Genomic DNA, 7669 nt, shown 5'->3' on the forward strand with positions numbered 1-7669 from the left:
TTAGTAGGGTATTTCAACACATTATGGCCCGGCAAAGCGTGACTCAAGCCAACTAGAGAGAAACTCACCCGAGTATATCTGACCAAGCCAACACCACGTTAACATGCTCTGGTGTCCCTCTGGTGGGGCTGTGTTAAACTCCCGCACCTCAATAACCGCATATAACGCAAAAATACCTTGGAGATGGGCATATGGCCAAGAAAACACTGCGCACCCTGCTGGGCGCGTCATTAATGGCACTGGCAAGTTTTTCACTGGCTGCCGAGCCACGTGTTGTCGCTATTACGCAAATTGTAGAGCACCCTGCTCTCGATGCCGTTCACCAGGGTGTTAAAGATGAACTGGCTGCACAGGGTTTTATTGAAGGTGAAAACCTGAAACTCATGCACGAAAGCGCCCAAGGTAACTCCGCTATCGCCTCCCAGATTGCCCGTAAATTTGTGGGCGATAACACCGACGTGATTGTGGCCATCGCAACACCCTCCGCACAAACCGTTGCAGCAGCTGCCCGCAATATTCCGGTAGTGTTTGCAGCCGTAACAGACCCGGTAGGCGCTAAACTCGTAAAAACTGTTGAAGAACCCGGCGCGAACATAACCGGCGTAAGCGACATGTTGCCGATCGACAAGCACATCGACATGCTGCTGCGCATGGTTCCGAATGCCAAGCGCATCGGCACCGTATATAACCCCGGTGAAGCCAACGCAGTATCTCTTATTGAACTGCTTGAAGAGCGCCTTGAAGCCCGCGGCCTGACTCTGGTTAAAGGTGCTGCCACCAAGACCTCCGAAGTACTCGGTGCAGCGCGCTCCCTGGTAGGCAAAGCCGATGCTATTTACCTGACCACAGACAACACTGTGATCAGCGCTGCTGAGGCAGTTATCTCAGTAGGCGAACGCGCCAAGATTCCTGTATTTGCAGCCGATACAGCCACCGTTGCCCGTGGCGCTGTTGCCGCACTGGGTTTTGATTACTACGACCACGGTCGTCAGGCCGGCGTTATGGTTGTGCGCATCCTTAACGGTGAAAAGCCAGCTGGCATGCCGGTAGAAACCATGGAAAAGCTCAACCTGTTTGTAAACCCCGAAGCTGGTGAGCGCATGGGCATCACCCTGCCAGACGACGTACTCGCAGAAGCTGCTGAAGTGATTAGTAGTGGCAAGTAACACCTGACTTACACGGGCGGGTTCTGTATAAAGGGCCCGCCCGTTTTTCTTCCACAGTGAATCTTTCCCATGCTCAGTGAAATTGCATTTTACGGCGCAGTCGAAACTGGCCTTATTTATGGTCTGGTTGCGTTCGGTATCTACCTCTCTTTTCGTGTACTCGATTTCCCGGATCTGACCGTTGACGGCAGTTTCCCCCTTGGCGCAGCTGTTGCAGCCGTCCTTATTATGGAAGGCTGGAACCCGTGGCTGGCAACCGGTTCTGCGGTTCTTGCCGGCATGGCCGCCGGCGCGGTCACTGCGATACTCAACGTAAAACTGAACATCCTGAACCTGCTGGCATCCATCCTCACAATGATTGCCCTCTACTCCATTAACCTGCGGGTAATGGGGCGGCCAAACATAGCGCTGCTAGGTGAAGAAACCGTACTCACCCCATGGTACTCGCTGGACATCGCTTACCATCAGGTGCCGGTATTGCTGTTTGCGATCGTGATTGTTGTCGCCCTTATTCTGCTCTGGCGCTTCATGAAATCTGAAACCGGCCTGGCCATGCGCGCCACCGGAGCTAACCCCAGAATGGCCCGTGCCCAAGGCATTGCCACAGGCGCCATGATCATTCTCGGCGTTGCCGTTTCCAACGGCCTGGTTGGCCTGGCGGGTGCCCTGTTTGCCCAGAGCCAGGGCGCAGCAGATGTAACCATGGGCGTTGGTGTAATTGTTATTGGCCTGGCCTCGCTGATTGGTGGTGAAGCGGTTATCACCCCATCAACCGTTGTACGCGCCCTGATTGCCTGCGTAGTTGGCGCCATCATCTACCGCCTGGCCATTGCCTTTGCCCTGAACGCCGACTTCCTTGGCCTGCAGGCGCAAGATTTGAACCTGATTACCGCTGTGCTGGTTACCTTGGCGATTGTGCTGCCTGGGGTTCGCACTTCTCTGGTAAACAAACTCACCAGCAAAAAGGCCTGAGGAGGCACTATGATCAGCGCAACCGATCTCCGGCTTACCTTTGGCAAGGGCACTCCATTGGAGAACCCCGCACTGCGAGGCATGAGCCTGACCGTGAATCAGGGTGAATTTGTTACCGTGATTGGCAGCAACGGCGCCGGTAAGTCCACCTTCCTGAACGCTCTGGCAGGTGAAACTCTGGTCGATAGCGGCACTATCGTGGTCGACAACGTAAATGTTACCAAACTGCCAACCCATAAACGGGCGGGCCGGGTAGCACGAGTATTTCAGGATCCACTCGCAGGCACCTGCGAAGGCCTTAGCATTGAAGAAAACCTCTCGCTTGCCATAAAGCGTGGCCAGCGCCGCGGCTTGAGTACCGCCGTTAAACGGCAGTACATGGACAAATTCCGGGAAAGCCTCTCCTCTTTGAACCTTGGGCTGGAAAACCGCCTTGGCGACAAAATGGGCCTGCTCTCCGGTGGCCAACGCCAGGCCGTAAGCCTGTTGATGGCAAGTCTTACTCCATCCGCCATTCTGTTGCTGGATGAGCACACCGCAGCACTGGACCCGAAAACCGCTGCTTTTGTACTGGAACTCACTACCAAGATCATCAACGAGCAAAAGCTGACAGCTCTGATGGTCACCCACAGCATGAAGCAGGCGCTGGAAGTGGGCACCCGCACAGTCATGCTGCATCAGGGCCAGGTGGTGTTTGATATTGCAGGCAAAGACCGGGAAGGCCTGGAAGTGAAGGATCTTCTGGAACTGTTTGAAAAGCAGCGAGGCCTAACGGTAGACGACGACAGTTTACTGCTCGGCTAACAAAAAAGCGGGAGCCTTGAGCTCCCGCTTTTTTGTTACTGCACCAACCCTTAGTGACCGTAGATACGCATCGACGTATTGGTAATCGCAAGGTCATCCACAAAAATACTGCCTATGGACTGCTGGCCAACAATCAGTTCATCTATCCCGATATCGGCCCGGAACGACGGCATCTCAATCGCCAAAGACGACCAACCGTTAGAGAACCGAGCGCCTTCGTAGATATAAAGATCCACCTCAGCAAACAGATCCAACGGACTGGGGAAAGAGCGATCGTAATCGGCACCGGTGATTTGCATGCCACGCACACCAATCGCCAGGAATGGCACATCAAACTCCATGGTCTCAATCGCGAAAGCTGTTCTGAAGCGCATCACATCGGTTGCTGTATCAATGTGAATAGAGCCACGCCCCATCAAGCCCTCCGCAAAAAAGTTGCCAATCAGATCGGTGGAATTATTACTTCCGTCTGTGGCAGCCAGATACCAGGCACCTGTGGTGATACGAAAATCCACCGCAGCAAAGTTTGTTGGCACGATATTAATCGCCGCATCGCCATCCGCAAGCACATCAATATCAATCCGGATATTGTCCAACCGATCTGTACCGGTTGGCCCGGCAATCCCGCCAAACCCGAAGAAATCCGTGCGCTCGGCACCGCCAATACTGATGTTTTCGATAGCCAGCGCACCTTCATCGAAATAAAGGAAGCGGCCGATATCGATTTTCGTTTCAAGTTCAATACTTACGCCCGCCTGCCCCGTGATGTTACCCATCATGGAATCATCCAGGCGCTGTATGTCAGCCATGGCTGCAGGTGTAACCCCCGCAATACACAGCGCTAGCAATGTAGGTTTCAGGCCTTTCATTGTTCTTTTCCTTTTTATAGTCGTTATCACATCCTGTGGGCCACTACGGTTTTCGACGCCACATCGCTACTTTAGCGACACATACAATCTGAATACGTGCAGGAGTCACAAACAGTGTGTAATTACTAAGTAAAACAACCGCTCTAGAGCATTTTTTGATCACAACATGTAGTAATTTCGATTTTTAGAGCCCAAGCGACGGATTTACTGAACTTTTATTTCTTGCAAGCCATTTCCCATTGATTTTCTTTGCGAGAAGTCACATCTCAATAGCCCCACTTAAATTCACAAACCACTATATCCTGTTATACTCACCCCACAACAAGCCCATATATAGGGCCAACTACTTCACACCAAACCTGCGCAAAAGCAAGCGTACTAGCGGCCAAAGCCCCTAAAGCAGCCGCTTCCCGGGTGTAGTTATCAGGTACCGGTGCACTATTGCAGGCTCTCCCGAGCACCACATATAGTGTTTTAGCGGCAAAACATAAATGCCGCGCAAAAATCAAGAGCACAAGCGCAGGTTTAGCAAGGTTTTACAGGGATATGGCACCGCCGAAAGGGTGTCATCGACAGTCAACAGACATTATTAAAGATCGAGGGTGGCAATGAACGCTAAGGCTAAGGCAGAGGCAGTGGTTACAACGATTCCGATGCAGGAAACGTCGCTAGACATCTGGAGCAGCAAGTACCAGCTTAAAACCAAAACCGGCGAACCTGTAGACAAGGACATCGACGCCACATACCACCGCGTTGCAGTTGCTCTGTCTCAGGTAGAGAACAAAAATGTTCGCGCCGAGCAAATGAAAAACTTCGCCTGGGCCCTAAAGAACGGCGCCATACCTGCAGGCCGGATTACCTCCAACGCCGGTGCTGAAGCGCACAAGCCTGCCACCTCCACCATCAACTGCACCGTATCTGGTTCCGTTCAGGATTCCATGAACGACATCCTGGAGAAAAACCACGAAGCAGGCCTCACCCTCAAGGCTGGCTGTGGTATCGGTTACGAATTCTCTACCCTGCGCCCCAAAGGTGCTTACGTTGCCGGCGCCGGTGCGACCACATCCGGCCCGTTGTCGTTCATGGATATCTTCGACCGCATGTGCTTCACCGTGTCTTCTGCCGGTGGCCGTCGCGGCGCGCAAATGGCAACCTTCGACGTTCACCACCCGGACGTAATCGATTTCATCCAGGCCAAGCGGGAAGATGGCCGCCTGCGCCAGTTCAACCTGTCCCTGCTTATCACTGAAGACTTCATTGAAGCGGTTCGCAACGACAGCGACTGGCACCTCTCATTCCCGGTAACCGAGAAAGAAGTAGCAGAAGAAGGCCTGGACCTGACCGACCCAAGCCAGTTCGTATACCGCGACTTCCCGATACTGGATGGCTATGTGGTTAACGATGAAGGCAAGGTAGCGTGCCGCATTTACCGCACCCTGAAAGCCCAGTTCATCTGGGACACCATCATGACCTCCACCTACGATTATGCAGAACCCGGCTTCATCCTGATCGACAAGGTCAATCAGATGAACAACAACTGGTTCTGCGAAGACATCCGCGCCACCAACCCATGCGGCGAACAGCCCCTGCCCCCTTATGGCAGCTGCCTGCTGGGTTCTGTGAACCTGACCAAGTTTGTGGACTACCCGTTCACCGAAAAGGCCAGCTTCAACTATGAAAAGTACCGCAAGGTTGTGGGCATTTTCACCCGCATGCTTGACAACGTAGTAGAAATCAACGGCCTGCCCCTACCTGAGCAGCGCCACGAAATCACCTACAAGCGCCGCCACGGCATGGGCATTCTGGGCCTGGGCTCAACCCTTGCCATGCTGCGCATGCCGTACGGCTCTGATGAATCCGTACAGTTCACAGAAGACGTTGTGCGTGAAATGGCCGTAGAAGGCTGGCGTCAGTCGCTGGCACTGGCCGAAGAGAAAGGCGCTGCGCCAATCATGGACGACGACTTTGAAATTACCCCGAAAATGATGGGTAAAAACCCGCAACTGGCCAAAGATGGCCACAAAATCGGCGACAAGCTTAAAGGCCGCGTACTGCACGCCAAGTACAGCCGCTACATGCAGGAAATCGCCAAGGTTGAGCCAGAGCTGGTTGAAAAGCTGGCTGAGAAAGGTGGCCGCTTTACCCATCACACCTCCATTGCACCTACTGGCACCATCAGCCTGTCCCTGGCCAACAACGCCAGTAACGGCATTGAGCCAAGCTTCTCGCACCATTACGCCCGTAACGTAATCCGCGAAGGCCGTAAGACCAAAGAGAAAGTCGACGTATTCTCCTTCGAGCTGCTGGCCTACCGCCACCTGGTAAACCCCGGTGCCATGCCCTTCTCAGACGAAGAAGACAAAAAACTGCCCAGCTACTTCACCACGGCAGATGATGTAAGCCCGGCACAGCACGTAGACATCCAGGCCGCCGCACAGAAGTGGGTAGATTCGTCGATCTCCAAAACCGCGAACGTGCCGACCGACTTTGAATATCAGGAATTCAAAAACATTTACCTCTACGCCTACGACATGGGCCTGAAAGGTTGCACCACCTTCCGCTTTAACCCGGAAGCCTTCCAGGGCGTACTGGTAAAAGAGAAAGACCTTGAAAACACCCTCTACGAGTTCACCCTCGACGACGGTAGTAAAGTAGAGCTGAAAGGCAACGAACAGGTAGAGTACGATGGCGAAATGCACACCGCCGCCAACCTGTTTGACGCACTCAAAGAAGGCACCTACGGAAAATATTGATCCGGAATACCGACACAGGACATAGAGACATGACAGTTAAAATCAGCAACAAAATCGTCGGCTACCGGGTAAAGAAAGCCGACACAGATTCAGCGAGCGAACAGCCGGCAGCGCAGCCGGAAACCTCACTGGTAAAAATGAACGAATACATCGAGCGGCCAGAGTTTCTGGTAGGCACCACCTACAAGATCAAACCGCCGGTGGCCGAGCACGCTATGTACATCACCATTAACGACATAGTGCTCAACGAAGACACAGACCACGAAAGCCGTCAGCCGTACGAAGTGTTCATCAACTCCAAATCCATGGAGCACTTCCAGTGGGTAATCGCCCTCACCCGCGTAATCTCTGCGGTATTCCGCAAAGGCGGCGACCTGACGTTCCTGGTGGAAGAGCTGCGCTCGGTATACGACCCCAACGGCGGCTACTTCAAAAAAGGCGGCGTATTCATGCCCTCCCTGGTGGCTGAAATTGGCGCGGTAATCGAGAAGCACCTGAAGGCTGTAGGCCTGATGGAAAGCGAAGAGATGAGCGAAACCACCAAGCGCATTCTCGCCGAAAAGCGTGCGGAGTTTGAAGCCAATAACGCCAAGGCAACCAACGACGACAAAGCTGGCGACTTCCCACCCAACGCCACCATGTGCGGCAAATGCAGCACTAAAGCGGTGATTGTGATGGATGGTTGCGCCACATGCTTGTCTTGTGGCGATAGCAAGTGCGGCTGAAGTAACTCAGCAGCATGAGAAACAGGAAGGCCCGGAGTTTGCGCTTCGGGTCTTTTTTTGTGCCCTCACCTACCGCAATCCTGTAATCGCGTGACCGCTTCGTTATTGCGGGGTGATATTACGAAGTTTCACTGCAGCGTGGTTGTAATTGGTTGGTTTTAGGCTAGTTTTGTGAGTAGCTTGCTTAGGAAGTACGTAATCGCGATGCGTGGAAATGTGGAAGTCGCGATATTGAATAACGAAGAGTGCGGTCTAATACGCTGTTTGGGCAGACCTTAGTTGAGTGCAGTAGACCCAAAGACCCAAGATCTCAATAATTTAGATAATGATGACTGTATATTCAACCAGTGTTTTTCTATTTGAGATCTGAACCACGAAAC

6 protein-coding genes are annotated in these 7669 nt (G+C 53.0%); 5 read left to right on the plus strand and 1 reads right to left on the minus strand.

What is annotated here, in order from left to right; genetic code table 11:
- The first annotated feature begins 191 nt into the window (after window positions 1–191).
- The 3 genes from FE848_RS16885 to FE848_RS16895 all read left to right on the plus strand — a co-directional run bounded on the left by FE848_RS16885 (window position 192) and on the right by FE848_RS16895 (window position 2942).
- A complete protein-coding gene (locus FE848_RS16885; RefSeq protein WP_200205018.1) occupies window positions 192–1166 on the plus strand; it encodes an ABC transporter substrate-binding protein in 975 nt (324 codons plus the stop codon).
- A 69-nt stretch (window positions 1167–1235) separates the two neighbouring features.
- Window positions 1236–2138: an ABC transporter permease gene (locus FE848_RS16890; RefSeq protein ID WP_200205019.1), complete on the plus strand. Its 903-nt coding sequence runs from the start codon at window positions 1236–1238 to the stop codon at window positions 2136–2138.
- A 9-nt stretch (window positions 2139–2147) separates the two neighbouring features.
- Window positions 2148–2942 carry an ABC transporter ATP-binding protein gene (locus FE848_RS16895; protein ID WP_200205020.1) on the plus strand — a complete coding sequence of 265 codons (795 nt, stop codon included), beginning with the start codon at window positions 2148–2150 and terminating at the stop codon, window positions 2940–2942.
- A gap of 50 nt (window positions 2943–2992) precedes the next feature.
- On the opposite strand, the gene FE848_RS16900 is transcribed toward FE848_RS16895, so the two are convergent.
- On the minus strand, window positions 2993–3811 hold the full coding sequence (locus FE848_RS16900; protein WP_200205021.1) for a DUF6160 family protein: 819 nt from the start codon (window positions 3809–3811) through the stop codon (window positions 2993–2995).
- A gap of 608 nt (window positions 3812–4419) precedes the next feature.
- Here FE848_RS16900 and FE848_RS16905 point away from each other — a divergent pair.
- Both FE848_RS16905 and FE848_RS16910 read left to right on the plus strand, forming a co-directional pair.
- On the plus strand, window positions 4420–6564 hold the full coding sequence (locus tag FE848_RS16905) for an adenosylcobalamin-dependent ribonucleoside-diphosphate reductase (protein ID WP_227715420.1): 2145 nt from the start codon (window positions 4420–4422) through the stop codon (window positions 6562–6564).
- A gap of 29 nt (window positions 6565–6593) precedes the next feature.
- Window positions 6594–7289, plus strand: a complete 696-nt coding sequence (locus FE848_RS16910; protein WP_200205022.1) for an NrdJb — start codon at window positions 6594–6596, stop codon at window positions 7287–7289.
- Window positions 7290–7669: the final 380 nt, after the last annotated feature.

The organism is Marinobacter sp. 1-3A, from assembly GCF_016597775.1.
In the GTDB taxonomy this organism is placed as follows: Bacteria; Pseudomonadota; Gammaproteobacteria; order Pseudomonadales; family Oleiphilaceae; genus Marinobacter; species Marinobacter xiaoshiensis.

Excerpts from the sequence above, each read along its gene's own strand:
- FE848_RS16885 (WP_200205018.1), top strand. The coding sequence starts at position 192 with ATGGCCAAGAAAACACTGCGCACCCTGCTGGGCGCGTCATTAATGGCA.
- FE848_RS16890 (WP_200205019.1), top strand. The coding sequence starts at position 1,236 with ATGCTCAGTGAAATTGCATTTTACGGCGCAGTCGAAACTGGCCTTATT.
- FE848_RS16895 (WP_200205020.1), top strand. The coding sequence starts at position 2,148 with ATGATCAGCGCAACCGATCTCCGGCTTACCTTTGGCAAGGGCACTCCA.
- FE848_RS16900 (WP_200205021.1), bottom strand. The coding sequence starts at position 3,811 with ATGAAAGGCCTGAAACCTACATTGCTAGCGCTGTGTATTGCGGGGGTT.
- FE848_RS16905 (WP_227715420.1), top strand. The coding sequence starts at position 4,420 with ATGAACGCTAAGGCTAAGGCAGAGGCAGTGGTTACAACGATTCCGATG.
- FE848_RS16910 (WP_200205022.1), top strand. The coding sequence starts at position 6,594 with ATGACAGTTAAAATCAGCAACAAAATCGTCGGCTACCGGGTAAAGAAA.